This window comes from Azospirillum sp. CT11-132 (genome assembly GCF_047302835.1).
GTDB lineage: Bacteria > Pseudomonadota > Alphaproteobacteria > Azospirillales > Azospirillaceae > Azospirillum.
Genome location: NZ_JBGLZA010000003.1, coordinates 2,170,001 through 2,195,293 on the forward strand (window position 1 = coordinate 2,170,001; position 25,293 = coordinate 2,195,293).

25 protein-coding genes are annotated in these 25,293 nt (G+C 67.6%); 16 read left to right on the plus strand and 9 right to left on the minus strand.

All coding sequences use genetic code 11. The annotated features are described in order from the left end of the window. The first annotated feature begins 461 nt into the window (after positions 1-461). Positions 462-1,694 (plus strand): M23 family metallopeptidase, encoded by a 1,233-nt coding sequence (locus ACCD06_RS16180; protein ID WP_413341805.1) that lies wholly within the window; start codon positions 462-464, stop codon positions 1,692-1,694. 41 nt (positions 1,695-1,735) lie between these two features. Here ACCD06_RS16180 and ACCD06_RS16185 read toward each other — a convergent pair whose 3' ends face one another. The 4 genes from ACCD06_RS16185 to ACCD06_RS16200 form a co-directional block, all read right to left on the minus strand. Then, a complete protein-coding gene (locus tag ACCD06_RS16185; RefSeq protein WP_158281987.1) occupies positions 1,736-1,909 on the minus strand; it encodes a hypothetical protein in 174 nt (57 codons plus the stop codon). Positions 1,910-1,998: 89 nt separating this feature from the next. Next, complete coding sequence (locus tag ACCD06_RS16190) at positions 1,999-2,958, minus strand: lipid II:glycine glycyltransferase FemX (protein WP_413341807.1); 960 nt, start codon at positions 2,956-2,958, stop codon at positions 1,999-2,001. Between the two features lie 29 nt (positions 2,959-2,987). Further along, positions 2,988-3,848 carry a flagellar motor stator protein MotA gene (gene motA, locus ACCD06_RS16195; RefSeq protein ID WP_109074851.1) on the minus strand — a complete coding sequence of 287 codons (861 nt, stop codon included), beginning with the start codon at positions 3,846-3,848 and terminating at the stop codon, positions 2,988-2,990. 355 nt (positions 3,849-4,203) lie between these two features. Further along, the gene (locus ACCD06_RS16200; RefSeq protein ID WP_413341809.1) at positions 4,204-4,578 is read right to left on the minus strand and encodes a hypothetical protein; all 375 of its coding nucleotides are present in this window, start codon (positions 4,576-4,578) and stop codon (positions 4,204-4,206) included. Positions 4,579-4,938: 360 nt separating this feature from the next. Here ACCD06_RS16200 and ACCD06_RS16205 point away from each other — a divergent pair, with 360 nt between their 5' ends. Continuing rightward, positions 4,939-5,544 carry a glutathione peroxidase gene (locus ACCD06_RS16205; protein ID WP_413341811.1) on the plus strand — a complete coding sequence of 202 codons (606 nt, stop codon included), beginning with the start codon at positions 4,939-4,941 and terminating at the stop codon, positions 5,542-5,544. A 15-nt stretch (positions 5,545-5,559) separates the two neighbouring features. Here the strand turns inward: ACCD06_RS16205 and ccmB are convergent, their stop codons facing one another. Then, positions 5,560-6,225 carry a heme exporter protein CcmB gene (ccmB, locus tag ACCD06_RS16210; protein WP_098740972.1) on the minus strand — a complete coding sequence of 222 codons (666 nt, stop codon included), beginning with the start codon at positions 6,223-6,225 and terminating at the stop codon, positions 5,560-5,562. Further along, the gene (gene ccmA, locus ACCD06_RS16215) at positions 6,222-6,905 is read right to left on the minus strand and encodes a heme ABC exporter ATP-binding protein CcmA (RefSeq protein ID WP_109074853.1); all 684 of its coding nucleotides are present in this window, start codon (positions 6,903-6,905) and stop codon (positions 6,222-6,224) included. The genes ccmB and ccmA overlap by 4 nt, the downstream gene beginning before the upstream one ends. A 563-nt stretch (positions 6,906-7,468) precedes the next feature. Between ccmA and ACCD06_RS16220 the strand changes: the two genes are divergently transcribed. The 5 genes from ACCD06_RS16220 (at position 7,469) to ACCD06_RS16240 (ending at position 12,635) form a co-directional block, all read left to right on the plus strand. Continuing rightward, positions 7,469-9,148, plus strand: coding sequence for a putative transporter (locus tag ACCD06_RS16220; RefSeq protein WP_413341814.1), 1,680 nt, complete (start codon positions 7,469-7,471; stop codon positions 9,146-9,148). A gap of 180 nt (positions 9,149-9,328) precedes the next feature. Next, positions 9,329-10,135 carry an ABC transporter ATP-binding protein gene (locus ACCD06_RS16225; RefSeq protein ID WP_109074854.1) on the plus strand — a complete coding sequence of 269 codons (807 nt, stop codon included), beginning with the start codon at positions 9,329-9,331 and terminating at the stop codon, positions 10,133-10,135. 85 nt (positions 10,136-10,220) lie between these two features. Continuing rightward, the gene (locus tag ACCD06_RS16230; RefSeq protein WP_247871307.1) at positions 10,221-11,075 is read left to right on the plus strand and encodes a lysine/arginine/ornithine ABC transporter substrate-binding protein; all 855 of its coding nucleotides are present in this window, start codon (positions 10,221-10,223) and stop codon (positions 11,073-11,075) included. 161 nt (positions 11,076-11,236) lie between these two features. After that, positions 11,237-11,941: an ABC transporter permease gene (locus tag ACCD06_RS16235; protein WP_109074856.1), complete on the plus strand. Its 705-nt coding sequence runs from the start codon at positions 11,237-11,239 to the stop codon at positions 11,939-11,941. Between the two features lie 4 nt (positions 11,942-11,945). Next, positions 11,946-12,635: an ABC transporter permease gene (locus ACCD06_RS16240; RefSeq protein ID WP_109074857.1), complete on the plus strand. Its 690-nt coding sequence runs from the start codon at positions 11,946-11,948 to the stop codon at positions 12,633-12,635. A gap of 53 nt (positions 12,636-12,688) precedes the next feature. On the opposite strand, the gene ACCD06_RS16245 is transcribed toward ACCD06_RS16240, so the two are convergent. Further along, a complete protein-coding gene (locus tag ACCD06_RS16245; protein ID WP_413341817.1) occupies positions 12,689-13,846 on the minus strand; it encodes a penicillin-binding protein activator in 1,158 nt (385 codons plus the stop codon). A gap of 116 nt (positions 13,847-13,962) precedes the next feature. Here ACCD06_RS16245 and rsmI point away from each other — a divergent pair, with 116 nt between their 5' ends. From rsmI to ACCD06_RS16275, 6 genes are all read left to right on the plus strand, one after another. Beyond that, positions 13,963-14,868 (plus strand): 16S rRNA (cytidine(1402)-2'-O)-methyltransferase, encoded by a 906-nt coding sequence (gene rsmI, locus ACCD06_RS16250; RefSeq protein ID WP_413341819.1) that lies wholly within the window; start codon positions 13,963-13,965, stop codon positions 14,866-14,868. Then, positions 14,865-15,233: a YraN family protein gene (locus ACCD06_RS16255; protein ID WP_109074859.1), complete on the plus strand. Its 369-nt coding sequence runs from the start codon at positions 14,865-14,867 to the stop codon at positions 15,231-15,233. The genes rsmI and ACCD06_RS16255 overlap by 4 nt, the downstream gene beginning before the upstream one ends. A gap of 25 nt (positions 15,234-15,258) precedes the next feature. Then, entirely contained in the window at positions 15,259-16,101 is an 843-nt protein-coding gene (locus ACCD06_RS16260; RefSeq protein WP_109074860.1) for a SirB1 family protein, read from the plus strand. Between the two features lie 29 nt (positions 16,102-16,130). Further along, entirely contained in the window at positions 16,131-17,078 is a 948-nt protein-coding gene (gene gshB / locus ACCD06_RS16265; protein ID WP_413341822.1) for a glutathione synthase, read from the plus strand. Between the two features lie 213 nt (positions 17,079-17,291). After that, the gene (gene trpS, locus ACCD06_RS16270; RefSeq protein ID WP_109074862.1) at positions 17,292-18,290 is read left to right on the plus strand and encodes a tryptophan--tRNA ligase; all 999 of its coding nucleotides are present in this window, start codon (positions 17,292-17,294) and stop codon (positions 18,288-18,290) included. A 27-nt stretch (positions 18,291-18,317) separates the two neighbouring features. Next, positions 18,318-18,971, plus strand: a complete 654-nt coding sequence (locus ACCD06_RS16275) for a pyrrolidone-carboxylate peptidase (RefSeq protein ID WP_413341824.1) — start codon at positions 18,318-18,320, stop codon at positions 18,969-18,971. Between the two features lie 39 nt (positions 18,972-19,010). On the opposite strand, the gene ACCD06_RS16280 is transcribed toward ACCD06_RS16275, so the two are convergent. Continuing rightward, a complete protein-coding gene (locus ACCD06_RS16280; protein ID WP_109074864.1) occupies positions 19,011-19,385 on the minus strand; it encodes a MarR family winged helix-turn-helix transcriptional regulator in 375 nt (124 codons plus the stop codon). Between the two features lie 929 nt (positions 19,386-20,314). On the opposite strand from ACCD06_RS16280, the gene ACCD06_RS16285 reads away from it, so the two are divergent. Together ACCD06_RS16285 and ACCD06_RS16290 are read left to right on the plus strand one after the other, a co-directional pair. Next, positions 20,315-21,850 carry an alpha/beta fold hydrolase gene (locus tag ACCD06_RS16285; protein ID WP_413341827.1) on the plus strand — a complete coding sequence of 512 codons (1,536 nt, stop codon included), beginning with the start codon at positions 20,315-20,317 and terminating at the stop codon, positions 21,848-21,850. Positions 21,851-21,944: 94 nt separating this feature from the next. Then, entirely contained in the window at positions 21,945-22,688 is a 744-nt protein-coding gene (locus ACCD06_RS16290) for an FkbM family methyltransferase (protein ID WP_413341829.1), read from the plus strand. On the opposite strand, the gene ACCD06_RS16295 is transcribed toward ACCD06_RS16290, so the two are convergent. Beyond that, positions 22,630-24,162 carry a YifB family Mg chelatase-like AAA ATPase gene (locus ACCD06_RS16295; protein ID WP_109074866.1) on the minus strand — a complete coding sequence of 511 codons (1,533 nt, stop codon included), beginning with the start codon at positions 24,160-24,162 and terminating at the stop codon, positions 22,630-22,632. The genes ACCD06_RS16290 and ACCD06_RS16295 overlap by 59 nt on opposite strands. A 221-nt stretch (positions 24,163-24,383) precedes the next feature. Here ACCD06_RS16295 and ACCD06_RS16300 point away from each other — a divergent pair, with 221 nt between their 5' ends. Further along, positions 24,384-25,130, plus strand: coding sequence for a creatininase family protein (locus ACCD06_RS16300; RefSeq protein WP_413341831.1), 747 nt, complete (start codon positions 24,384-24,386; stop codon positions 25,128-25,130). The last annotated feature ends 163 nt before the right edge of the window (positions 25,131-25,293 follow it).

Sequence of the window (25,293 nt, forward strand, 5' to 3'; positions counted from 1 at the left end):
CTCACCCAAACCACGCAAGCGCTTTTTTGCGCTTCGATGAAAAATTCCTGACGGTTCGTTTTTCACCGGAGCCTGCACCGGATTCAGTGTAAGGGAACGACCCACCAACCGCGGCGTGGCCGGCGACCGTCCGAGCGCGCCAATCCATAGTGTTCCCATAGGGTTCACCCAGAGTTCACCCCTGCGGTCTTGTGTCGGTTGACAGGGTCGGACCGGTCCAGCATCGTCCGATCTATAGGCTTAACACCTTTGGTGACGGCCATCGCCGACAGCCCGCTGGGCGGCCCTGGGGTTACAGGAGGAGGACGACGGTGCGTTCGAGGCTCTCCCGCCTTCCCACGCTCGCCTTGCTTGCCATCATCTCGGCCGGTGCGTTGACGCCTGCGACTGTTGTCGCGCGCAACGCGGATGCGCCGAATGGCCGGGTTCCCCATGCTTTCAAGCCGGCGGTGAAGCCAAACTTGGGCGCGGAGAGCAACTCCGAGGCCAAGGACGATGCCGGGGACAGTGAACGCGCCATCGGACCGGTCGACCGCCACACCCTGTCCATCGGCCGCGGCGATACGCTGATGGATCTGCTGTCCACCGCCAATGTGCCGGCCAACGATGCCCACGATGCGGTGGCCGCATTGCGCGAGGTCTATAACCCGCGTCGTCTCCAGGTCGGCCAGCATGTGACGGTCCTGTTCGAACCGCGTCGCGGCGGTGCCCGCAAGTTCGTCGGGTTCGAATTCGCGCCGGATCCGCTGCGGTCGGTGTCGATCGCGCGTAAGGGCGATGCCGGCTTCACCTCCAGCCAGATCGAGAAACCGGTCACGCGCAAGCCGGTGGCGGCCCAGGGCGTCATCCGCTCCAGCCTGTTCGAGGCGGGGGCCCAGGCCGGGGTGCCGATCTCGGTCATGATGGCGTTCATCCAGAACTTCTCCTACGACGTCGATTTCCAGCGCGACCTGCAGCCGGGCGACCGTTTCGAGATTCTGTATGAGAAGCTGGTCACGACGGAGGGCAAGGAGGCCGGCGAAGGCGAGCTTCTGTATGCCTCGCTGACGCTGAGCGGCGACGACATGCCGATCTACCGCTTCAAGACCCGCGACGGGCGGATCGACTATTACAATGGCGACGGCGAAAGCATCCGCCGCGCCCTGCTGCGCACGCCCATCGACGGCGCCCGCATCACCTCCGGCTTCGGCATGCGCCACCATCCGATCCTGGGCTTCAGCAAGATGCACAAGGGCGTGGACTTCGCCGCGCCGACCGGGACGCCGATCTATGCGGCCGGCCGCGGCACCATCGAGATCGCGGAACGCAGCAGCTCCTACGGCAACTATGTCCGCATCCGCCACAACACCGAGATCTCCACTGCCTATGCCCATATGAGCCGCTTCGCCAAGTCGATCCGCCGCGGCGGGCGGGTCGATCAGGGCGATATCATCGGCTATGTCGGCACCACCGGACGGTCGACCGGGCCGCACCTGCATTACGAGGTGTTGAAGACGGGCCATCAGGTGAACCCGCGCTCCGTCGACCTGCCGACCGGCGAGAAGCTGGAGGGGCGGGAGCTTCAGGCCTTCCAGCAGGCCCGGCGGTCGATCGAGAAGATGTTCGATGACAGCCGCGGCGGCCTGCAGCTGGCGCGCACTCCGGCACCGGCGTCGGTGGAGGAAAAGGGCTGCAACAAGGCGAACAGCTGCTGACCGGCTGGTAGGCAATCCGGCGGCGGAGGCCGCCGGTGTCCCTATTCCTTGTTCATCATGTTGCGGATGGCGCCGACGAACTGGCGGGCGGTGTTCTCGTCCTCCAGCATCTTCTGCAGCTTGTCGCGGATGATCATCGCCTTCGGCCGCTGCTGCATGGCGCGTTCGATGGCGACATCGGCTTCGCCGGGCTTCAGGGGTTCGAGGTCTGACATGGCGGACATCCCGTGCGGTAAGGGCGTGTCTAGTCGGCACGCAGGTAAGGATAGCCGGAACCGTCCCGGCCATCATCAGGCAAAGCGCATCAGCGGTATTGGCCGACCGTCTCCACCGCCTCCCCGCCGGTGCCGAGCTTGAACTCGGTGACGCCGGGGGCGGTGTCGGGATTGATGCCGCCGAGATCGAGCGCGCGGACGCCATGCTGCTTCAGCTCCTGCATGGCCTTCCACAGCACCAGCCGCATGGCGCCGCTCTTGCGGCCCGACTCGTTGGCCCAACTGATCTGACTGGTGGCGCAGACACCATGGCGGAAGAACAGGCCGCAAGCGACCGGGGCGCGGCCGTCGAGCGCCGTCACCATCACCACACCCTCATTGCGGCCACCGCCCTTGACCATGGCGTTGCGCAGGCGGACGGCCAGCGGCCCGGTCATGGCACGAAAGCCCTTCTCCAGCGCCTGGTCGTGCTCCTGCTTCATCAGCCAGGGCAGATTGTCGGCCTTCCAATCGGTGTCGAGGACGAGGCCGGCCTTCTCCGCCCCGCGCAAGCGCTGCCGCCAGTCGCGGGCGAAGCCGGCGCGCATCGCCTCCTCGTTGCGGGTCAGGTCGAACCAGACCGTCTGGTAGCCCGGTCCGATCTTACGGAAGCCGCAGCGGGCGAGCAGCGCCTCCGTCTCCGGCCCGGCGGGAAGTTCCGGCAACAGGCTGGCGCGGCTGAGCGGCGACCGCGGACAGGCGCGGCGCAGCAGGCGGAATACCGCTTCCAGCGTGGCGGCATCGGGGATCGTGCCGTCGAGCCAAAGCGGGCCGCGGTAGCATTGGCGGTCGTGGAAGACCTTCAGCATGCGGCGGTCCAGCGTCTGGACGAGGCCGATCGGCTCGCCGTCGCGGCGGATCACGCCAAGGCGTGGGACATGGCCATAGGTGCGGCCCATGGCGCGGCCATAGGCGAAGCTCTGCAGCAGGGTGGAGCGCGGAACGCGGGCGAACAGGGCGTCCCACTCGCCGACCGTTCCCTCGTTCCAGGCGATGTCGATGTCCGGCATCGGGCCCCTCCGTCGATCAGGACAACGGATCAGGCCGGCGGCAGGGCGGAGGTCGCCTCTTCCACCTGGGCGAAGGTCGGACGGTATTCCGGTTCCAGCACGTTGCGGGCGTATTCCACCGAAATGGCGGGCGCGTAGCCGGAGAGATGGGCGATCAGTCCGGTCTTCATTGCCTGATAATATTTGCCTTCCGCGTGATAGATGTTCTTCAGGCCGCTGGCGATGGGGGCGAGGAAGCCGTAGGCGACCAGAATGCCGGTGAAGGTGCCGACCAGCGCGCCGCCGATCAGCTTGCCCAGCACTTCCGGCGGCTCGGTGATCGAGCCCATGGTGTGAATCACGCCCAGCACCGCCGCCACGATGCCCAGCGCCGGCACCGCGTCGGCCACCGCCTGGATGGCGTCGGCGATGCGCTGGTGTTCGTGGTGCATCGTCTCGATGTCCTCGTCCATCAGGTCGACCAGCTCGTGCGGATTGTCCGCACCAAGCGACATCAGACGGAGATAGGTACAGAGGAAGGCGATGGCATGATGGTCGCCATAGAATTTTGGGAATTGCTGGAAAAGCGGTGAGTCTTCCGGTTTCTCGATATGCTGTTCGAGTGCCAGGAGGCCCTTGGTTTTCGCGATCTTGAAGACCTGATACATCATGGTGAGGACCTCCAGGAAGTCCTCTTTCTTGTATTTTGGTCCTTTGAACAGGTGACCCAGCTCCTTGCCGGTGTGGGTCACCACAGATTTTGGATTTGCGATGAAAAAGGCGCCGGCGCCGGAGCCCAGGATGATCATGAACTCGAACGGCATCCACAGCACGCCCATGTGGCCACCGCCGAGGATGTAGCCACCGAACACGCTGAAGATCACGATGCCGAAGCCGATCATCACGAACATTCGGTCTTTCCCTCCCCGATACCGACCACGGGCCGCAAGATGCTCCCAGCCGACAGATGGCCGGACATCGGTTGAGTTTCCGTGAATCACCCGAACGGCCTACCGCCTTCGCGACAGGCCGCGCGATCCTACCGGTGCAGGCGGGTCCTGTCACGAAAGGACTGACGATCCAGGCTTTTCAACGGATGCGATGCGGACGGCGGGCAAAGGGCCTGCAGGGAGCAGGCCTTGACACGGGGCGGGACGCGCGACAAGGGCACAGGATGGTCACAGCCCGTGACAGCGGTGCCGAAACGCAAAACGCTCCGGCCGCCGGGTAAGGCCGACAGCCGGAGCGCTTGGAAAACTTGGATCGTTAACGGAGCGGAATGTTCATCTGGACGCTGACGCCCGGTTGAGGGGGCGGCGGGGCATAGATGACCGCCGGCGGCGCGTAGGAAGGCGCATAGACGACGCGCGGCGGGGGCGGCGGGGCCGGAACCACGACCACCGGCGGCGGCGCGCCATAGATGACGACCGGGCCGTCGTCGTGATGGTGCTTCTTCTTGTGGTGGCCCCAGGCGTGGCCGCGGCCATGCTCGCCTGGGTCGGCGAGCGACGGCGTCGACAAGGCGGCGCCGAAAGCCAGCACCGCGGTGACGGCCACCACGGCTTTGGCAGCGGCACGGGCCACCCGGCACATCGCCGTGTGGGGCGACTGGGTGTCCTGCATGACGGCTCCGGCGTTCATCGGCCTGTTCTCCTGGAATGGGCTTGCATCGGCGATGGGAGCGGCGGCAGCCGGGCGGGCGTCCGCGTACCCATTTCGATGGGATAGATTTTTATGCTCAGGCTGAGGCTCGGCCGGTTGGGACATTTTTCGGGCGCTGTTCGGTGGACAAGGACGGTTGTAAGGATTGCGACGATCGATCGCCGTGCATCCTTACCTATCAACTGTCGATCCACGGGCGCCGTGGCTACCCGTCCGAAAGGGGTAGACCTGATGCGATGGGCGACCGGCCTGTCCCATCATGATCCGATAGGCGCCGGACCTCGTATCGGGCATCGTAGACGTAAGGATGCAAAGCCCTCCAACCGCCGAGCCCTACCGATGACCGTCCGAACCCGACTTCGCACCGTCGCCATGGCGGCGGTCTTTTCCGTGATGGGAGCCGCCAGCGCCATAGCCGCGAGCAGCACCGCCGCAAGCAATGCCGCCACAAGCAGCGCATACGACTTCACCTTCCAGGGCATCGACGGCAAGCCGCTGCCGCTGTCGCAGTTCAAGGGCAAGGCGGTCCTGGTGGTCAACACCGCCTCTCAATGCGGATTCACCCCGCAATACAAGGGGCTGGAGGCGCTGTGGCAGCATTACCGTGACCGCGGGCTGGTGGTGATCGGCGTACCGTCCGACGATTTCGGCGGCCAGGAGCCGGGGAACGCCACCCAGATCAAGGATTTCTGCGAGGTCAACTACCGCATCGACTTCCCGCTGACCGACAAGACGGTGGTGTCGGGCGACGGCGCCCATCCCTTCTACCGCTGGGCGGCCGACGAACTGGGCTTCCTCGCCAAGCCGCGCTGGAACTTCCACAAATATCTGATCGGGCCGGACGGCAAGCTGGTGTCCTGGTTCTCCACCATGACAGACCCCGAGTCGGACAAGGTGCGCGAGGCGATCGAGAAGCTGCTGCCGGAAAAGGCGACGAAGTCGTAAGGGCGCGGAAGCCCCCTACTCCACCGCCTGCCGCAGGGCCGCGGCCCCGGCCCAAGGGGCGAGCGGCAGGGCGGCGGCGAGGATGCCGGCGAGAAGCAGCAGGTGCGGGCGCGGGGTCAGCCCGTTGATGGCAGCGTCGATGGCGCCGGCGCCGAAGATCAGCACGGGAATGTAGAGCGGCAGGATCAGCAGCGACAGCAGCACGCCGCCGCGCCGCGCTCCCAGCGTCAGCGCCGCCCCGATGGCGCCAATCAGGCTGAGGATCGGCGTGCCCAGGGTCAGCGTCAGCACCAGAACGCCGAACCCTTGCGCATCCATGTTCAGCAGAACGGCCAGCAGCGGCGCGGCGACGATCAGCGGGACGCCGGTGACCAGCCAATGGGCCAGCGTCTTCGCCAGCACCGCGGCCTCCAGCGGCAGGGGGGAGAGCGAGAGCAGTTCCAGCGACCCGTCCTCGTAATCGGTTTGGAACAGCCGCTCCAGCGACAGCAGCGAGGCGAGCAGAGCCGCCACCCAGATCACACCGGCGGCGATGCGGGCGAGGATGTTCGGCTCCGGCCCGACGCCGAAGGGGAACAGCACCACGCACAGCACGAAGAACATGACGGCGATGGTGGCGTCGGACCCCTGGCGCAGGGCCAGCCGCAGGTCGCGCGCGACAAGGCGCAGAAAACGGCTCATGGCGCGGCCCCCTCTTCCTCATGGTCTTCGTCGCCAGCCTCTTCATCGTCGGCGTAGGGGGCGAACTCGTCCAGATGCAGCTCCTCGCCGCCGGGGGTGGCGATGTCGGTGTGGGTGGACAGCACGACCATGCCGCCCTGGGCGCGGTGTTCGGCGATCAGCCCCTCGAACAGGGCGATGGCGGCGCGGTCGAGCGCCACGGTCGGCTCGTCCAGCAGCCACAGCGTCGCCGGTGCCGCCAGCAGCCGGGCGAGGTTCAGCCGGCGCTTCTGACCGGCCGACAGATAGCGGCCCGGCACCCCGGCGATGTGCGGCACTCCCAGCCGGTCGAGCGCGGCCCGCGCGTTGGCGGCCGGGTCGGCGGCACCGGCCAGCGCCGCCCAGAAGGCGAGATTCTCCGCCGCGGTCAGCACCGGCTTCACTGCGTCGAGATGGCCGACATACTGCACCCGCGACCGGTGGCCGTCGGGATCCTCGGAAACCGGCACCCCGTCCCAGTCCAACGTCCCGCGCAGCGGCTTCAGCAGCCCGGCCATCACCCGCAGCAGGCTGGACTTGCCGCTGCCGTTGGGACCGAGCAGCACCAGCGCACCGCCGGGGGCGATGCGGAACTCCAGCCCGGTGAAGACCAGACGGTCGCCACGCAGGCAGGTCAGCTCTGATCCGGCAAAGACGGGCATGGGAACGGGTCGCGCTTCCGGTTGAGGGAGGCGCTGCTATAGCACAAGGGAACGGGAAAGCCTGAGCAAGAATGCTGTCGCAGCCTCCCGCCGCCATCTCGCCCGAAACAACCCGCCCAAAAGAAAAGGCCACCGCGAGGGGGTTCTCGCGATGGCCTTGCGTCCGGCCGGGTCCGGCCGGTCGATACCTTGTGGAACGGCTTCGTTCGTCGCTGCGGTGGCGCTAGGGGAACGCCGGTGCGCGACCTGCGGGGCCGGTTGCTTGAGATAAGGTCTAGGGGAAGAAAATGGCAAAATTTGGATGGAGTTCGAGGAATCGGACGCCGCCCGATGACGGGCCGCATGGCTCGCAGCGCTGCACTTCCATGCGTTCGCCGCAGCGCCGGACGTCGGGATTGTCACGGCTAAAGGCCGTGCACTTGTTCTGAATCAACGCTTTGCCCGCAGTCCTGCCGCATCGTCGCGCCGTCGTCCCCAATCGAAGGGGAAGTGCCGCAGTCATCGGGGATCCCACCGAACGCGGCGGCGGTTTGCCCAAATGTGTTCAGGAAGCGAGTTGCTCCATGTCGGCTTTCGCAGACATTCTCCAGGCCATGCCGCCGATCGCGCGGGTGGTGCTCATGCTCGGTCTCGTGTCGGCGGCGGGCGTGGCGCTCGGCCATATCAAGATCCGCGGGGTCGGGCTCGGCATCGGCGGCGTTCTGTTCTCCGGCATCGCCGGCGGCCATATCGCCAAGCAGGCGGGCATCGCCTTCAACCCGGAGATGATGGACTTCATCCGCGATTTCGGCCTGATCCTGTTCGTCTACACCATCGGCATCCAGGTCGGCCCCGGCTTCTTCGCCGCGCTCCGTCGCAGCGGGCTGGCGCTGAACGGGCTGGCCCTGCTGATGGTGGGGTCCAGCATCCTGCTGACCGCGGCGCTGGTGTCGTCGGGGGTGCTGTCGCTGGGCTCCTCGCTCGGCGTGTTTTCCGGCGCGGTGACCAACGCCCCGGCGCTGGCCGCCACCCAGCAGGTGCTGACGGAGGTCGGGGCCGATGCGGCGGTGATGGCCCTGCCCGGCCTTGCCTTCGCCGTCACCTATCCCTTCGGCATCGCCGGCAACCTGCTGGCGATGGCCGCCGTCCGCATCCTGTTCCGCATCGACCCCGAGGTCGAGGCCGCCCGCTTCGAGGAGTGTCGCCGCGCCGAGGTGTCGACGCTGGAGACCATGGACCTGACCGTACGCAACCCGGAGCTTGAGGGCCGGCCGCTCGGGTCCGTCGACGCGCTGTGCGATCATGGGGTGGTCGCCTCCCGCCTGTTGCGCGACGGCACGCTTTGCGTCCCCCACAACAACACCTGCCTGAAGCTGGGCGACGTGCTGCATGTGGTCGGGCCGCGGCCGAAGCTGGAGCAGGTGCGGACCCTGCTGGGGCAGGAGTTCGACCGGCCGCTGACCACCAAGGGCACCGACCTGAAATGGGAGCGCATCGTCGTCACCAACAACGCGGTGCTGGGCAAGTCGATCGCGGCGCTGAACCTGCAGGACGCCCATGACGTGGTGGTCAGCCGCGTCAACCGGTCGGGCGTGGAGCTGGTGCCGACCCCGGCGCTGAAGCTGCAGTTCGGCGACATCCTGACGGTGATCGGCCGGCCGGACAGCCTCGCCGCCGTCGGCCGGGTCTTCGGCAACTCCGCCCGCAAGCTGCAGCAGGTGGAGATGATCCCGATGTTCCTGGGCATCGCGCTGGGCGCGGCGCTGGGCGCCATCCCGATCTTCCTGCCGGGCATGCCGGCGCCGCTGCGCCTCGGTCTTGCCGGCGGGCCGCTGATCGTCGCGCTGATCCTGGGCCGCGTCGGCCATGTCGGGCCGCTGGTGTGGTTCATGCCGCCGGCCGCCAACCTGGCGCTGCGCGAGATCGGCATCATCCTGTTCCTGGCCGTGCTGGGCATCGCGTCGGGCGACCGCTTCGTCGCCACGCTGGCGAGCGGCGCCGGCTGGCCCTGGATGATGTGGGGCGTGCTGGTGACGCTGGTGCCGCTGCTGCTGACCGGGCTGGTCGCGCGCGGGCTGATGAAGCTGAACTTCCTGACCATCTGCGGCGTGCTGGCCGGGTCGCAGACCAACCCGCCGGGGTTGGCCTACGCCAACGCGCTGGTCGCGTCGGAGGCTCCGGCACTGGCCTACGCCACCGTCTATCCGCTGGCGATGTGCCTGCGTATCCTGGGGCCGCAGATTCTGGTACTTTTGTTGTGGTAACGCACTGTTTCCGGACACAAGCGGCTTAACGTGCATTTGATGTGAAATCTGCGTTGCGAAACGTGCATGCCCCGGTCTAGCCTGTGCCGCAATGGTCATACCGATGCCTTGGCCGGCCGCCTCGGCCCGCCGCGTCGGCGCAGCTGTCCCTCGCCACCCGAACCAGCCGGTTTTTCGCGCATGCACCGTCACCCGCCAGTCAGCGAGTCCGCTCCCGCCGCCGTCGTCGTGGAGGATCTGCACAAGCGGTTCGGCGAGCTGGAGGTGCTGAAGGGCGTCTCGCTGACCGCCCGCGAGGGCGACGTCATCACGCTGATCGGCTCGTCGGGCTCGGGCAAGAGCACGTTGCTGCGCTGCATCAACATGCTGGAGATCCCGGACGACGGGCGGGTCGTCATCGGCGGCGAGGCCATCGCGCTGAAGAAGACGCGCGGCGGCGCCAGCGTCCCCGCCGACACCCGTCAGGTGGAGCGCATCCGCACCAGCCTCGGCATGGTGTTCCAGAGCTTCAACCTCTGGACCCACATGACCATCCTGCAGAACGTGATCGAGGCGCCGGTGCATGTGCTGGGCGTGCCGAAGGCGGAGGCCATCGACCGCGCCCGCATGCTGCTGGACAAGGTCGGCATCCTGGCGAAGGCCGACGCCTATCCGGTCCAGCTGTCGGGCGGCCAGCAGCAGCGCGCCGCCATCGCCCGCGCGCTCGCCATGCAGCCCAAGGTCATGCTGTTCGACGAGCCGACCTCGGCGCTCGATCCCGAGCTGGTCGGCGAGGTTCTGCGCGTCATCCGCCAACTGGCGGATGAAGGCAACACGATGATCCTGGTGACGCACGAGATGGGCTTCGCCCGCGAAGTGGCGTCCAAGGTGGTTTTCCTGCACCAGGGGCGGATCGAGGAGGAGGGGTCACCCGACAAGGTGCTGACCGACCCCGACTCGGACCGGGTGCGGCAGTTCCTCTCGCGCCATCTGTCCGGCGCGGCGTGAGGGGACGAGGCAGAGGGCAGGACCGGACCGTCAGAAACAGCCCGGCCCCGGCAGGGGCGAGAGAACGGGCGAACCGAACAGAGGAGTGTGTTCGTTGAAGAAGATCGTTTCGGCCCTGGCGCTCGGCGCCATGATGGCTGTGGCCGCGGCAGGCGCCGCCAACGCCAAGGAATGGAAGACGGTCCGCATCGCCAGCGAGGGCGCCTATCCTCCGTGGAACGCCACCGACACCTCGGGGAAGCTGACCGGCTTCGAGGTCGATCTCGGCAACGACCTGTGCAAGCGCATGAAGGTCACCTGCGAGTTCGTCGCCCAGGATTGGGACGGCATCATCCCGGCCCTGCAGCAGGGCAAGTATGACGCCATCATGTCGGCGATGACCATCACCGACGAGCGCAAGAAGGTCATCGACTTCTCGGTTCCCTACGGCACCGAGCCGTCGGTGTTCGCCGTGATGGCCAACTCGCCGCTGGCCAAGTCGCTGGCGCTCGGCGCCGACCGCGTCGACCTGAACGACCAGGGCAAGGCCAAGCCGGTGCTGGAGAAGCTGGCCGATGCCCTGAAGGGCAAGTCCGTCGGCGTCCAGGTGTCGACCATCCAGGCCGACTTCATGGACAAGCATCTGCCGAAGGTGACCATGCGCACCTACGACAAGATCGACAATGCCGGCATCGATCTCAGCTCCGGCCGCGTCGACGCTATGCTGGGCGACCGTTCGGTGGTCGAGGCGGTGGTGAAGGCCACGCCGGACAAGATGATCATCGTCGGCCCGAACTTCATCGGCGGCGTGATCGGCGAGGGCATGGGCGTCGGCCTGCGCAAGGACACCGCCGACCTGAAGGCGATGTTCGACAAGGCGATCGCCGAAGCGCTGAAGGACGGCACCGTCAAGAAGCTGAGCACCCAGCATTTCGGCTACGACATCTCCCCCACCAAATAAGGGGACCAAGTAAGGCGGGCCTTCGGCTCTCCTGTCTGATCGGAACGGCGCCCGGCGGCCTTCACGGCAACCGGGCGCCAGTCGTTCCGTGATCTCCGTTCGCTGAACCCCGTACGGCCGGCCGTCCGCGCCGCGCCCGGCGGGCCTTACCGGGCGTGCCAATGCTGGAACTCCTTTCCTTCGGTCCCAACGGCTGGGGCGGACAGCTTCTGATGGGCACCGCGATGACCGTCGCGGTCGCCGTGTCGGCCTTCGCCTTCGGCATCGTCGTCGGATCGCTCGGCGCCTCGGCCAAGCTCAGCCACTCCCTGGCGCTGAACGTCCTGGCCGACTTCTACACCACCATCGTCCGCGGCATCCCCGAACTGCTGGTGATCTATCTGCTGTTCTTCGGCGGCAGCGGGGTCGCGACCTCCATTGCCGCCGCCTTCGGCTATGACGGCCGGGTCGACCTGAACGCCTTCACCATCGGCGTGCTGGCGGTCGGGCTGATCTCCGGTGCCTATTCGACCGAGGTGATCCGCGGCGCGGTGCAGTCGGTTCCCTTCGGTCAGATCGAGGCGGCGCGCGCCTGCGGGATGAGCCGCTGGCTGATCCTGCGCCGGGTGCTGGTGCCGCAGACCCTGCGCTTCGCCCTGCCCGGCCTTGGCAATGTCTGGCAGCTGACGCTGAAGGACACGGCGCTGGTGTCGGTGACGGCCTTGGCCGAGCTGATGCGCATCACCCATCTGGCGGCGGGCGCCACGCGCCAGCCCTTCCTGTTCTACAGCACCGCCGCCGTGCTCTATCTGCTGCTGACCACCATTTCGACGGCGCTGTTCAACCGCGCCGAAATCTCCGCCAATCGCGGCGTCCGGAGGGCCTGAGGCCATGAACTGGCAACTGATGTGGGACAGCCTGCCCCGCATGCTCGGCGGCCTGTCGCTGACGCTGCAGCTGATCCTGGGTTCGCTGGCGCTGGGGGCGCTGGTCGCCTTCGCCGTCGCGCTTCTGCGGCTGTCGGGCAACCGCGTGGTGGAAAAGCTGGCCGCGGCCTATGTCTTCGTCTTCCGCGGCACGCCGCTGCTGGTGCAGATCTTCCTGGTCTATTACGGGCTCGGCCAGTTCGAGTTCATCCGCGACAGCTTTCTCTGGCCCTTCCTGCGCGAGCCCTACTGGTGCGCCATCCTGGCGCTGACGCTGAACACCGGCGCCTATACCAGCGAGGTCCTGCGTGGCGCCATCCTGTCGGTGCCGCAGGGACAGGTGGAAGCGGCGCGGGCCTGCGGCATGTCGCGCGCGCTGGCCTTCCGCCGCATCGTGCTGCCGGTGGCGATCCGCCAGATGCTGCCGGCCTACGGCAACGAGGTGATTTTGATGGTGAAGGCGACCTCGCTCGCCAGCACCATCACGCTGATGGAGGTCACCGGCATCGCCCGGCGCATGATCGCCCAGACCTTCGCGGTCTTCGAGCTGTTCATCGTCGCCGGGGCGATCTATCTGGTGCTGAATTTCGTCGCCACCCGCCTGATCAAGTTCGCCGAATGGCGCCTGACCCCCTACCTGCGGGCGCGGGCGTAAGTAAGGATGGCAGTGAAAAAGCCCTCGCCCGGCTCGGGAGAGGGCCTTTTTCCTTACTGCCCCAGCATCTCGAACGACGGCGGCGCCGGATCGACGACGCGCGATCCGGTGGGCGTGATCTCCATCACCGCAAGCCCGCGTTCGACCAAGCCGTCGGCGCGCAGGCGGAACAGGCCGTCCAGCCCCTCGAAGCCGTTGGGGTTGGTCATCGCCATGCGGTCGAACGGAACCGGGCCGCCGCTGCGGGTCAGCACCGCGGCGATCGAGGTCGCGTCATAGGCCAGCGTGGCGATGCGCGGCGGCTTGCGGCCATAGACCTGCTCGAACTGAGACTCGAAGCGGGCGCGGGTCTGCGGCGTCGGGGCGGCGTAAAGCGCGCCGACCAGCGCCGGCTCCTGCCCCAGCGCCGCTTGCGAACTGTCGTCCCACAGCCCGGTGCCCAGCAGCTTGACCTGCTGCGGCTGCACGCCGTTGGCGGCCAGCGCCTGGGCGATGCCCTGGGCGCGCTGCCCGCCTTCGGCCAGCATCACCGCCTGCGGCTGCGGGGTTTCCTGCGCGACCTGCTTGGCCGGGACCGACAGGTCGGTGATGGCCGGATCGTAGCGCTCGACCTGCGTGGTCATGGCGCCGAGCCGTGGCGCGATGGTCTGCATGGCGTTGACCACCGCGTCGCCGTAGGGGGAGCGCGGCGCCAGCACGGTGAAGCGCGTCGCCCCGCGCGACCGGGCATAGCCGGCGACGCGGCTGACCTGATCGGCCGGGACGAAGCCCATCACATAGGTGCCGTTGCCGGCCTGGGTGGCGTCGTTGGTGAAGGCCAGCACGTCGACGCCGGCATTCTGCGCAATGGGGCGCACCGCGGCGACATCGGCAGCGAACAGCGGACCGATGATCAGGCGGGCACCCTCGGCCAGCGCCTGGCGTGCCGCGTCGGCGGCGCCGTTCGGCGTGCCCTTGGTGTCGCGCGGCAACAGCTGCAGCTGGTCGCCGGCCATGTCGAACAGCGCCATCTGCGCGGCGTCCAGCATGGACTGGCCGATGGCGGCGCTCTGCCCGCTGAGCGGCACCAGGACCGCGACCTTGACCGGGCCTTGCGTCTCCGGCAGGGGAGCCACCGGAGCGGGAACCGGTTGCGGCGCTTGTGCCACCCGCGGCGGCGCGCTTAAAGTCGAACAGGCCGACAACAGGCCGGCGACCAGCAAGGCTGCCACGCCGTGACGTTTCAGACCCTGTGAGAAAGCTGTTGCCAAGCGTGCCACCAATCGTCTCCACATCTGCTGAAACGGCCGCCGGAACCGAAGGCGAGACCCAAGGCATGGTCCCGGCCATGAGTCCGGGTGACTCGGCCGAAAGTGGCGCTCAAGGTAGCCCCCTCGCCGCGCCAAGTAAACTCGCGGGCGGACTCCATGTCGTCGCTACCCCCATCGGTAACGCCGCGGACATCACGCTGCGGGCGCTCGACACGCTGAAGCGGGCCGACGCCATCGCCTGCGAGGACACGCGCGTCACCGCAAAGCTGATGGGCATCCACGGCATCCACACCCCCTTCGTCTCCTACCACGAACACAACGCCGCAAAGATGCGTCCGGTCCTGATCGGCCGCATGAAAAAGGGCGAGGCCATCGCGCTGGTCACCGACGCCGGCACGCCGCTGGTCTCCGACCCCGGTTACAAGCTGGTGCGGGAATGCGTGGCGGAAGGGGTGGCGGTGACCACCCTGCCCGGCGCCTCGGCCCCGCTGGTGGCGCTGGTGCTGTCCGGCCTGCCGACCGACCGCTTCCTGTTCGCCGGCTTCCTGCCGAACAAGAGCAGCGCGCGGCGCGCCACCGCCGGCGAGCTGAAGGGTGTGCCCGCCACGCTGGTCTTCTTCGAATCGCCGCAACGCCTGCCGGAGTCGCTGGCCGACCTCGCCGATATCCTGGGTCCGCGCGAGGCCGCCGTCGCCCGCGAGCTGACCAAGCTGTACGAGGAGGTGCGGCGCGGCACATTGCCGGAGCTGGCCGCCCATTATGCCGAGGCCGGCCCGCCGCGCGGCGAGGTCGTGCTGGTCATCGGCCCGCCGGGAGAGGAGGCGACGCCGGGCGAAGCCGACGTCGACGCCCTGCTGCGCGAGGCGCTGACCCGCCTGTCGGTGCGCGACGCCGCCGCCGACGTCGCCGCCCGCACCGGCCAGCACAAGCGCACCGTCTATGCCCGCGCGCTGGAGCTGCAGCGGGAGGAGAAGACGAAATGACCGACCTGGATGCGCGGCGCCTGCGGGCCGAAAGCCTGGGCCGCCGGGCGGAGGCGCTGTGCCGCCTGTCGCTGCGGCTGCGCGGCTACCGCATCCTGGCCAGCCGCCTGCGCACGCCGATGGGCGAGATCGACATCGTCGCCAAGCGCGGCCAAACCATCGCCATCGTCGAAGTGAAGGCGCGTGGCGACTGGGATACCGCCAACGAGGCGCTGAACGCCCGCCAGCGCGGCCGGCTGGCCCGCGCCGCCCATGCCTTCCTGGGCGCCAACCCGCGCTATGCCGGCTATGTCTTGCGCTTCGACGTGATGCTGGTTACCCCTTGGGCCTGGCCCCGTCATCTGGTCGATGCCTGGAGACTGTGAGGGGCGACATGAGAGGGCGACAGTCTTGAGCAACCGCGCGGAAGCCCGCGAAATCCTGCGCCGCATCGGCGACCAGCCGGACGACGAGATCGATCTGGCCGAAGCCGCCCTGGCGCTGGGCGCGCTTGAACTGCCGAACGCCGACCTCGCCCCCTACCGCGCCCATATCCGCGCCATCGTCGAGGATCTGGCCGCCCGTGTCGCGGCGCAGGATCCGGCCGACGACAGGCTGGAGACGCGCATCGCGCACCTGCATGCGGTGATCGGCGGGCGCCACGGCTATTCCGGCGACCACGACACCTACGACGACCTGCAGAACGCCAACCTGCTGCGGGTGATCGACCGCCGGCGCGGCCTGCCGGTGGCGCTCGGCATCCTCTATATGCATGCGGCGCGGTCGCAGGGCTGGCCGATGGTCGGGCTGAACTTCCCCGGCCATTTCCTGGTCCGCATCGAGAAGGACGGCGCCCGCGCTATTCTTGACCCCTTCAACGAGGGGCAGACCCGCAGCGTCGTCGACCTGCGCGACCTGCTGAAGGCCACCGCCGGCAGCGCCGCCGAGCTGGAGCCCGGCCATTACCAGCCGGTGTCGAACCGCGACGTGCTTCTGCGGCTGCAGAACAACATCAAGCTGCGCCACCTGTCGGCGCACGAGGTGCCGAAGGCACTGGAGGTGCTGGAGGCGATGCGCCTGTTCGCCCCGCACGAGCCGTCGCTGTGGCGCGAGACCGGCCTTCTGGAGGCCCATGCCGGCAACCTGAAGGACGCCATCACCGCGCTGGAGACCTTCATGGCGCTGACCGGCGACGACCATCACCGCCACCAGACCGCCTCGTTGATCCAGCAGTTGAAGAACCGCCTGAACTGACCCCCGTTGCAGAGGTCCGGAGACCCGTCATGAGCCTCGCCGTCGCCTTCCAGATGGACCCTATCGAGTCGATCAACATCGACACCGATTCCAGCTTCATGATGGCGCTGGAGGCGCAGAAGCGCGGCCATCGCCTGTACCACTACCATCCGCGCGACCTGATCCTGACCGGCAACCGCCTGACCGCCCGCGTGCGCGAGATGACGGTGGTGCGCCAGCGCGGCGCCCATTATACGCTGGGCGAGCCGGTGATGACCGATCTGTCGACGATGGACGTCATCCTGCTGCGGCAGGACCCGCCCTTCGACATGGCCTACATCACCTCCACCCATCTGCTGGAGCATGTGCAGCCCAAGGTTCTGGTGGTCAACGATCCGGCCGAGGTGCGCAATGCGCCCGAAAAGCTGTTCATCACCAAGTTTCCCGACCTGATGCCGCCGACGCTGATCACCAGCGACAAGCAGGCCATCCTCGACTTCCGGGCGGAGCATAAGGACATCATCGTCAAGCCGCTGTTCGGCAACGGCGGCGCCGGCGTCTTCCACCTGAAGCCCGACGACGAGAACCTGGGTTCGCTGCTGGAGCTGTTCACCCAGCTCTACCGCGAGCCGGTCATCGTGCAGAAGTACCTTCCGGAAATCCGCCAGGGCGACAAGCGCATCATCCTGGTCGACGGCGAGCCGGTGGGTGCGGTCAGCCGCATGCCGCTGGAGGGCGAGGCCCGCGCCAACTTCCACGCCGGCGGCAGCGCCCAAAAGACCCAGTTGACCGCGCGCGAGCGCGAGATGTGCGCCGCCATCGGCCCGGTCCTGCGCGAGAAGGGTCTGGTCTTCGTCGGCATCGACGTGATCGGCGACTACATGACCGAAATCAACGTCACCTCCCCCACCGGCATCCAGGAGATCAACCGCCTGGACGGCGTGCAGATCGAAGCCCTGCTGTGGGACGCCATCGAGCGCCGGCGCGCGGGGAGGTGAGGATACGGCGCGGGTGAGTGTGGCGGGGGCGGCGGGTCCGCCCCCTCCCAACCACACGAACGCGGCGGTAGCGCACAAGCGCATTCAATACAACCAGGACAACTCACCCGCGACGATCCGCGCGGACAGCCGTCATGAGCGCGCCGTGCCTTGACCGGCGGACTTCGGGGGGCGATAACTGCCGCCTCCCAGAGTTTTCGAGCGAGACCACCCGTGAACCGCATTTTCTCCGGCATGCAGCCGACCCGGCAGCTTCACCTCGGCAACTATCTGGGGGCGCTGCGCAACTGGGTGGATCTGCAGAACAGCTACGAGTGCATCTTCTGCGTCGTCGACCTGCACGCGCTGACCATCGACCAGGACCCGGAAGTTCTGCGCAACAACATCCGCGAGGTCGCCGCGGCCTACATCGCCGCCGGCATCGACCCGGACAAGAACATCTTGTTCAACCAGTCGGTCGTCTCCGGCCATGCCGAGCTGGGCTGGATCCTGTCCTGCCACACGCCGCTGGGCTGGCTGAACCGCATGACCCAGTTCAAGGAAAAGGCCGGCAAGCAGAAGGACATGGCCAACCTCGGCCTCTACGCCTACCCCACCCTGATGGCCGCCGACATCCTGCTCTACAAGGCCACCCATGTGCCGGTGGGCGAGGACCAGAAGCAGCATCTGGAACTGGCGCGCGACATTGCCGGCGCCTTCAACCGCCGCTATGAGACCGAATTCTTCCCGCTGCCCGAGCCGCAGATCCTGGGCGAGGCGACGCGGGTGATGAGCCTGCGCGACGGCAAGAAGAAGATGTCGAAGTCGGACGAGTCCGAATATTCGCGCATCAACATGACCGACGATGCCGACACCATCGCGCAGAAGATCCGCAAGGCCAAGACCGACCCGGAACCCCTGCCGGAGACGGTGACCGAGCTGGAGGCCCGCCCCGAGGCCGACAACCTCGTCACCATCTATGGCGCGCTGGCCAGCCAGTCGCGCGAGCAGGTGCTGGCGCAGTTCGCCGGTGCCCAGTTCTCCGACTTCAAGAAGTCGCTGGTCGATTTGTCGGTGGACAAGCTGGCGCCGATCACCACCCGCATGAAGGAGCTGCTTGCCGACAAGGCGGAGATCGACCGGCTGCTGAAGAAGGGCGGCGAGCGCGCCTCCGCCATCGCGGAGAAGAACCTGAACGACGTGAAGGACATCATCGGCCTGCTGCGGCCGTAAGGATGTGACTGTAAGGATGTCTTGCCCGTGACGGCTCCCATCCTGCTCACCGGCTTCTCGCCGTTCGGGACCTCGGACGGCGAGCCGGCTCCTGATTCAGACCATTCCTGGGCGGCCGATCCGACCGCTCTGCTGATGGACCGGCTGACGGGGGAGCCAGGGGTCGTCACCGCCACCCTGCCCCCTCTCTATGACGTCTGCGGCGACGCCTTCGCCGAGCTGCTGGCGGAACACCAGCCGCTGGCGGCGCTCGGCTTCGCGTACCTCGAGTCGAGCGATTACATCCGGCTGGAACGTCTGGCCTGGAACCGCGACGAAAGCCCGCTGCCCGATGCCGCCGGCACGGTGCGGGAACACGCCGACATCGTCCCCGACGGGCCGACCGCCTATGGCAGCACCCTGCCGGTGCCGCGGGTGATGCGGGAAATGTCGATGGCCGGGCTGCCGGTGACCTTCGGCGACTTCTCCGGCGGCTTCCTCGGCAACCATCTGTTCTACCGGGCGCGCCACATCATCGAGCGCGCCGACCTGGATATCCCCTACGGCTTCTTCCACATGCCGCCGCTGCCCGAACGGGCCAAGGAGTTGCGGCGGTTCGGCGGTCTGGCGCTGGAGCGGCAGGAGTTGGCGGTGCGCACACTGGTGGGAATGCTGCGCACGGCGCTGAACGGGATCGCTTAGCTACAAAAATCAGGGCTACAAAAATCAGGGCTGCGAAAATCAGGCTGTCTTGGCGGCGCGGCGCTGCTCGGGCGGGTTCACGATGGCGCGCAGCGCGTCCAGGAACTCACGGCCCTTGTCGGTCAGGGTGACGATCTTGCGGCGGCGCTCGCGCGGGTCTTCCTGCGCCTGCACCAGATCGAGGCCGGCCTTGCCGAAGCTGTGCCAGCGGCTGAGCGCCGCAACGTTGCGCGATGCGGAGGATTGGGCGATGCCCAGGCGTTCCGCCAGTTCGCCGATGGAGATGCCTTCGCTCTGCGCGATGGTCATGAAACTCAGCGCATACTGGATGGGCAGATCGGGGTCGAGCTTGCGGAACGCCTCAAGCACCTGGACGACGGTAAGGACCTCGTCATGACGAACGCGGGCCGGCATTCAGCAGGTCTCCGCGGCGCCGCGCGCTATGCAGCGCGGGAGGGTGGTCCCCAACGGGCCGGTGTGTAGATGATGTTCAGGCGTCCAAGCCATAGGATGACTTCCCCGTTCTCACGCCGCAGGTCGAAGGACCCGGCCGGCGATGCCCAGCGGGCGTGTTCAACGAAGAGACGGTGACCGCAAAAACCCAGAAAGACACACATGGGATCCTCTCGATATCCGGAATTCACGTTCGAAGGGTGCGGGAAGAAGGCGGGCCGGCTGGGCATGATTGGCGGCCATATGGGCGGCCCAATTGGCGGCGGTGATGGCCGGATCGCCCGATCGGCGAGTCCAGGCGGTGGTTACGATGGCTTTCATCGATACTCTCCAGGGGTTGAGTGATGCCGGCGTGAGAGGCCGGCGGATCCGGTATCGCTGCTCAGCGATACGGTTGCAAGGTCAAAAATGTCCGCGCGTCCGATAGGTTCCGATCGCGGATGTGAAAAGGCGGAAGAGCGCGGCCGAGCGGAGGCTCTTCTCCATCCGTCGCCTCCCTGTCCGCCAGTCCGATGTCGCGCCGCAGGTGGTCGCACAATCGGCCCGGTCCGGAGGATGCCCCGGAATCGAGCCAGCGGCTCTGCATCGCCGTCCACAAGGTCGGCATGATCTGCTCCTGAGAAAGAGAGGCTCCGTCCGTCGGGCCTCTGGTGGCGAAATAATTCCGTGTGCGGATGTGTTCCGTCAACCTGTCCGTCCGTCAATGGCGTGATCTTTGCTGCACGGCTGTTGCAGATCAGCATCACCTATCGGCCGTTTTGCCGCCGTTCGGCTATCGGTCGGGATGGCGCCGGGCGCCTCTGGACAAGCGAAGGTCGCTCGGTCAAACACAAAGCCGCCGCCCAAAACCGTCTGCGGTACTCCATCCATCAGGTCCAGGTCGTCCGTCCGTGTCCATCCTCTCCTCTCCCGCATGGCCGATAGCGGTGCGCTCCGCCCGCAAGCTGCGGGCTGCGCTCGCGGCGGTTGCCGTGGTGATGGGTGCGCTGTTGGCCATGCCCGCGGTGGCGGAGACCCGCTTCACCCCTGGCCCCTGCTGGTTCACCGTTCCCGACGGAGAAGCGGCGCTGTGCGGGACGGTGGCGGTACCGGAACGCCGCGACCGCGCCAACAGCCGCAGCCTGCGCCTGCCGGTCGCCGTGCTGCTCAGCACCGCGCGCCAGCCCGACCCGGACCCCGTCCTGTTTCTGGAGGGTGGTCCCGGCGCCTCCCCCTTCGGCACCGGCGAGGCGACGGAAGAGCGGATGGAGGTGTGGTGGGAGCTGTCGGCGCCCTTCCGCCGCACCCGCAACCTGATCCTGTTCGACCCGCGCGGCGTCGGCCGGGCGGAGCCGGACACCGATTGCCCGGAGCTGGACGCCGTCGACGCCCGCGGCAGCCGGCCGCAGACGCGCGAGCAGCGGTCGGCGGCGGAACGCTCCGCAATCAGCGCCTGCATCGCGCGGCTGGAGGCGGCCGGGCTGGATACCACGCAGTTTTCCACCCCCGTCGCGGCGGAGGATGCGCTGGACATTGCGACGGCGCTGGGCGCCCAGCGCGTGAACCTGTTCGCGGTGTCCTACGGCACGCGCGTCGGGCTGGAGATCCTGCGGCGGCAGGGCGGCCGCGTCCGCACCGCCGTGTTCGACAGCATCTACCCGCCCGACGTCAACGCGCAGGAGGAGACGGCCGGGCTGGCCCAGCGTGCCTACCGCCGGCTGTTCGACGACTGCGCCGCCAACCGGACCTGCCGCTCCGCCTTTCCCGACCTGGAGAAGCGCTTCCTCTCCCTGGTCGAACGGCTGGATCGCAATCCCGTCGACATCGTCGTCGGCGATCATGAGACGCGCCGTGCCCTGCGGCTGACCGGCGGAGCGATCATCGCCGCCGGGCTGGAGGCGATGGCGATCAGCGAAGCGGTGCCGGCATTGCCGATCATGCTCGACCGCGCCATCCGCGGCCAATACGCCACCCTTGCCGAATGGGCGCCGACCAACTGGCTGGGCGATCCGGAGGTCGCCGACGGGCTGGCCTTTTCCGTCGAATGCCGCGAGTCGGTCAACACCGCCGACCCGCAGAAGCGCGCCGACAACGCCCGCCGCTATGCCCCCTATGGGCTTGTCGCCGCCGACGATCCGGGCCGGCGCGTCTGCCGTCTCTGGCCCGCCGGCCATCAGGAACCGGCCGAGCGCCTGCCGGTCGCCAGCCCGATGCCGGTCCTGCTGCTGTCCGGCGCCTACGACCCCGTCACACCGCCGGACTGGGGCGACCGTGCCGCCGCCACCCTGCCGAAGAGCCGCCATCTGGTCTTCCGCGCCGCCAGCCACATCGTAACATCCAGCGAAGACTGCGCCATGGCCGCCGCCGTGACCTTCGTGGAGCAGGAGTCGGTGCCGACGACCGTCTGTCCGGGGGCGGGCAAGCCGCCGGTGTTCGAGGGGCCGTAAGTTCAGGGAAGAGCAGATAGATAAAGATCAAGAAGCATGATACTAAGAAAATAGAAATTTGCAATTAACGGGTGGGGAAATGGGGAAATAAAAAATGATCAAGTTAGACCGCATTTGCGAACACACATTCTTTTCTTTGATCAATGAAAACTCTGTTGCGGTCGATTTCGGCTGCAACGAGGGAAAATTCGCACACGCCGTCATCGAGCGGTATGGCTGCAAGGTCTTTTCAGCCGAGCCTGTTCCCGAATGTGCCGAACAGATCGCCCGACATCCCAGGCTGACGCTTCAGCAGGTTGCGATTTCCGGCGCATCGGGCAGCCTGGACATCCATGTCTATCCGGACCGCTGTGCGAGCGGCTTCAACCGTTCTCCGGCAGAACAGGCGATTCGGACCATCCGGGCCGAAGCCATGACCCTGGCGGAGTTCCGGCGCCGCTGCGGCATCGGCCGCATCGCCTTGTTGAAGGTCGACATCGAGGGTGCCGAATTGGACATGTTCGCGGCCGCTGCGGATGAGGAATTTTCGGACATCGACCAGATCACCGTCGAATTCCACGACTTCTTCTATCCCGAAATGCGACCGGCGGTGGAGGCGGTGAAACAGCGGATGCGGTCCCTGGGATTCCATATGTTGCCATTCTCCCTGGACAACACCGACGTCCTCTTCGTCAATCGCCGGGCCGCGGTGAACTGGCAGAACCGGCTGTGGGCCGGCACCGTGGTGAAATATGGCCGCGGGCTCGAACGGCGGTTGCGGCAGATGATCGGCCGGACCGCTACCGCCCCGGCGCGATCCGCCGGTAGCTCAGCGCCTCGGCGATGTGGCGACGCTTGACCCCCTCGACCCCGTCCAGATCGGCCAAGGTCCGCCCCACCCGCATCACCCGGTGGTAGCCGCGGGCCGACAGCTTCAGCCGCTCCGCCGCCTCGGTCAGCAGGGCGCGGCCGGGGGCGTCGGGGGAGGCCACCTTCTCCAGAAGTTCGCCATCGGCCTCGGCGTTCGTCCGCACAGCCCGCCCGGCCGGGTAAGGACCGAAGCCGCCATAGCGTTCCGCCTGGATGGCGCGGGCGACGGCGACGCGGGCGGCGATGTCGGCGCTGCCCTCCGCCGGCGGCGGCAGGCTGAGGTCGGCCGGGCTGACCGCCGGCACGTCGATGTGCAGGTCGATACGGTCGAACAGCGGCCCACTAATTTTAGATTGATAATCTGCTGCACATTTCGGCGCCCGCGCGCAGGCGAGCGAGGCGTCGTCGAGATGGCCGCAGCGGCAGGGGTTCATCGCCGCCACCAGTTGCACGCGCGCCGGATAGGTTACATGATGATTGGCACGGCTGACCACCGCCTTGCCGGTTTCCAGCGGCTGGCGCAACGCCTCCAGCAGGGCGCGGGGGAATTCGGGCAGTTCGTCGAGGAAGAGAACGCCCTGGTGCGCCAAGGAGATTTCTCCGGGCTTGGCCCGCGTGCCGCCGCCGACCAGCGCCGGCAGGCTGGCGGACTGGTGCGGCGCGCGGTAGGGGCGCTGGCGCAGCAGACGCCCGCCCTCCAGCAGCCCGCCGACGCTGTGAATCATCGACACCTCCAGCGCCTCCGCCGGGTCGAGCGGCGGCAGCAGGCCGGGCAGGCGGGCGGCGAGCATCGACTTGCCGGAACCGGGCGGCCCGATCATCAGCAGGTTGTGCGATCCGGCGGCGGCAACCTCCAGCGCGCGCTTGGCGGTCTCGTTGCCCTTCACGTCGCGCAGGTCGGGCGGCGGCGCGTCCTGTTCCTGCAGCCGCGGCTTGGGCGGGGTCAGCACCTGGGTGCCCTTGAAATGGTTGATGAGGGCCAGCAGGTTGGCCGGCGCCAGCACGTCCAGATCGGGACCGGCCCAGGCCGCCTCGCCGCCGCAGACCGCCGGGCAGATCAGGCCGCGGTCGTTGGCCAGCGCGTCGATGGCGGCGGGCAGCACGCCGGCCACCGGGGTCAGCGCGCCGTCCAGCGCCAGCTCGCCCAGCGCCACATAGCGGGCGATCTCCGCATCCGGCAGAACCCCCATCACCGTCAGCAGGCCGAGCGCGATCGGCAGGTCGAAATGGCTGCCCTCCTTCAGCACGTCGGCGGGGGCAAGGTTGACGGTGATGCGCTTGGCCGGAAGCGCCAGCCCCAGCGCATGCAGCGCGGCACGCACCCGCTCCCGGCTTTCGCCCACCGCCTTGTCGGGCAGTCCGACGACGGTGAAGGCGACGATTCCGCCGGACATCTGGACCTGGACGTCGATCCCCAGCACCTCGATGCCCTGGAACGCCACCGTGTTGACGCGCGCAACCACCACCGCACCCCGAAACAGACGCCCGAGCGGGCAAATTGCACGCGATTGTAGTCATCGCCGGAGCAATGCGCCAGCGCGGGATGAGAGCGGTCATCGCCACGGCCCCGTCATGCCCGCCCGGCGCAGGGAGCGGTTGTCGCGGCCGTTTGGCCGCCTAACATGAGGGCCAACGCATTCCCGGCCGCATTCCCGGCACGCATCGTCGAAAAGGATCCGCCACCGTGCAGCTTCACCTGAGCACCTGGGCCGAGGTCGAAACCTACCTCAAGACCTCCAAGGGCATCATCATGCCGATCGGCTCGACCGAGCAGCATGGGCCGAACGGGCTGGTCGGCACCGACGCCATCTGTGCCGAGGTCATCGCGAAGGGCGTCGGCGACGCCACCGGCGCGCTGGTCGGCCCGACCATCCCGGTCGGCATGGCCGTGCATCATATGGAATTCCCCGGTTCGATGACGCTGAAGCCGTCGACGCTGATCGCCCTGCTGCGCGACTATGTCGGCTCGCTGGCCGAACACGGGTTCGAGCGCTTCTTCTTCGTCAACGGCCATGGCGGCAACATCGCCACCGTGCGCGCCGCCTTCTACGAGATCCATGCGGAGAACCGGGCGTTGCGCGGCCGCGACGCGCCGGACCTGCGTTGCGCCCTGGTGAGCTGGTGGGAGAATGGCGAGGTCGCCCGCCTGTCGCGTGAGCTGTACCAGGGCAAGGAAGGCTCGCACGCCACCCCCAGCGAGGTGTCGGTCACGCAATATGTCTATCCCGACTCGATCAAGACCGCGGCGCTGGAGCCGGAACAGGCGCCGGCCGGCGGCTTCCACGACGCCCGTGACTTTCGCCGCCGCTATCCGGACGGCCGCATCGGCTCCGCCCCCGGCCTCGCCCGCCCGGAGCATGGCCGGCAGCTGTACGAGGCGGCGGTCGCCGCCATCGCCACGCAGTACAACACTTTCCTGGCGGAGCAGTAAGGGACGCCGAGCGGTCGTGATGAAACGGCCTTACGGCCGTTTCAAGGTCGCAAGGCCGCAGGGCTTCTTCGCCCCGCACGTTGATTCGGCGGTCGGACCTGCCTAAATTCGGACCGGTTGACGGAACTCCCGTTCCGCAGCCGACCAGCCCGAACAGAGCCCG

Bases quoted from the DNA above. Each gene is read 5' to 3' on its own strand.
- ACCD06_RS16185 (WP_158281987.1), bottom strand. From the start codon at position 1,909: ATGTCAGACCTCGAACCCCTGAAGCCCGGCGAAGCCGATGTCGCCATC.
- ACCD06_RS16190 (WP_413341807.1), bottom strand. From the start codon at position 2,958: ATGCCGGACATCGACATCGCCTGGAACGAGGGAACGGTCGGCGAGTGG.
- motA (WP_109074851.1), bottom strand. From the start codon at position 3,848: ATGTTCGTGATGATCGGCTTCGGCATCGTGATCTTCAGCGTGTTCGGT.
- ACCD06_RS16200 (WP_413341809.1), bottom strand. From the start codon at position 4,578: ATGAACGCCGGAGCCGTCATGCAGGACACCCAGTCGCCCCACACGGCG.
- ACCD06_RS16205 (WP_413341811.1), top strand. From the start codon at position 4,939: ATGACCGTCCGAACCCGACTTCGCACCGTCGCCATGGCGGCGGTCTTT.
- ccmB (WP_098740972.1), bottom strand. From the start codon at position 6,225: ATGAGCCGTTTTCTGCGCCTTGTCGCGCGCGACCTGCGGCTGGCCCTG.
- ccmA (WP_109074853.1), bottom strand. From the start codon at position 6,905: ATGCCCGTCTTTGCCGGATCAGAGCTGACCTGCCTGCGTGGCGACCGT.
- ACCD06_RS16220 (WP_413341814.1), top strand. From the start codon at position 7,469: ATGTCGGCTTTCGCAGACATTCTCCAGGCCATGCCGCCGATCGCGCGG.
- ACCD06_RS16225 (WP_109074854.1), top strand. From the start codon at position 9,329: ATGCACCGTCACCCGCCAGTCAGCGAGTCCGCTCCCGCCGCCGTCGTC.
- ACCD06_RS16235 (WP_109074856.1), top strand. From the start codon at position 11,237: ATGCTGGAACTCCTTTCCTTCGGTCCCAACGGCTGGGGCGGACAGCTT.
- ACCD06_RS16240 (WP_109074857.1), top strand. From the start codon at position 11,946: ATGAACTGGCAACTGATGTGGGACAGCCTGCCCCGCATGCTCGGCGGC.
- rsmI (WP_413341819.1), top strand. From the start codon at position 13,963: ATGAGTCCGGGTGACTCGGCCGAAAGTGGCGCTCAAGGTAGCCCCCTC.
- ACCD06_RS16255 (WP_109074859.1), top strand. From the start codon at position 14,865: ATGACCGACCTGGATGCGCGGCGCCTGCGGGCCGAAAGCCTGGGCCGC.
- gshB (WP_413341822.1), top strand. From the start codon at position 16,131: ATGAGCCTCGCCGTCGCCTTCCAGATGGACCCTATCGAGTCGATCAAC.
- ACCD06_RS16280 (WP_109074864.1), bottom strand. From the start codon at position 19,385: ATGCCGGCCCGCGTTCGTCATGACGAGGTCCTTACCGTCGTCCAGGTG.
- ACCD06_RS16290 (WP_413341829.1), top strand. From the start codon at position 21,945: ATGATCAAGTTAGACCGCATTTGCGAACACACATTCTTTTCTTTGATC.